This window comes from Rothia sp. (in: high G+C Gram-positive bacteria) (assembly GCF_030540545.1).
Lineage (GTDB): Bacteria > Actinomycetota > Actinomycetes > Actinomycetales > Micrococcaceae > Rothia.
The window spans coordinates 1-1,158 of the sequence record NZ_JAUNVZ010000089.1; the positions used below are offsets into that span (position 1 = coordinate 1).

Genomic DNA, 1,158 nt, shown 5'->3' on the forward strand with positions numbered 1-1,158 from the left:
GAGGAAGAGTCGTATTTCTTCCGCCTCTCAAAGTATGCCGATAAGCTGCTGGAGCTTTACGCAACCCAGGGCTACATTTACCCCGAGTCGCGCCGCAATGAGCTGACCTCGTTCGTCAAGGGCGGACTGAATGACCTCTCAATTTCGCGCACCACCTTCGACTGGGGCGTGCCCGTACCCGGTAATGATAAGCACGTTATGTACGTGTGGGTGGATGCGCTGACTAACTACCTGACTGGCCTGGGCTACCCGAACACTGAGGGGGAGCTTTTCACCAAATACTGGCCGGCAGACCTGCACCTGATTGGTAAGGACATTACCCGTTTCCACTCTATCTACTGGCCTGCGTTCCTCTGGTCTGCCGGTCTTGAGCTGCCCAAACGCGTATTTGGGCACGGGTTCCTGCTGGTTAATGGCGAGAAAATGTCGAAATCGGTGGGTAATGTGGTGGATCCTGCCGACCTGGTGGCGGCCTTCGGGCTGGACCAGGTGCGGTTCTTCCTGATGCGTGAGGTCTCATTCGGGCAGGACGGCTCGTATTCCGCCGAGGCGATTAAGAACCGTATTAATTCGGATTTGGCGAATAACCTGGGGAACTTGGCGCAGCGTTCGCTGTCGATGGTGGCGAAGAACTGTGACGGTAGGGTGCCTACCCCCGGCGAATTGACCGAGGCTGATCGTAAGATTTTGGCTGATGCTGCCGCCCTGTATGAGCCGGTTCGCGCGGACTATGATGAGCAGGCATTCCACCGTGGCTTGGAGCGTATCTGGACGGTGCTTGCCGATACGAACGCCTATTTTGCGGAGCAGCAGCCGTGGGCTTTGCGTAAGAACGGTGAGCTGGAGCGCATGGGCACAGTGCTGTATGTGACCCTTGAGGTGGTGCGCCAGGTTGCTATCCTCATGCAGCCGGTGATGCCCGCCTCCATGGCGAAGCTGCTGGGTCTGCTGGGTGTTGCTGAAGGTGATGCGCGCCAGTTTACCGCGCTGGGTGATGCCCTGGTCGCCGGTGCTGAGCTTCCGGCCCCGTCGCCGGTGTTCCCCCGGTATGAGGAGCCGAAAGAGGCGTAACCGGCACGTATCTTCATACGCTAAAAGTCCCGGAAGCAACGAATACCGTTGCCTCCGGGACTTTCTGTTGCTCGTAATGTTAGCGGG

The 1,158-nt window shown here is 58.1% G+C and carries 1 protein-coding gene; it reads left to right on the top strand.

Annotated features, from left to right (window positions below; translation table 11 throughout):
• Positions 1–1,071 (top strand): methionine--tRNA ligase (gene metG, locus Q4P78_RS09135; protein ID WP_303340054.1); only part of this gene is annotated, 1,071 nt, incomplete at its 5' end.
• Positions 1,072–1,158 lie beyond the last annotated feature (87 nt).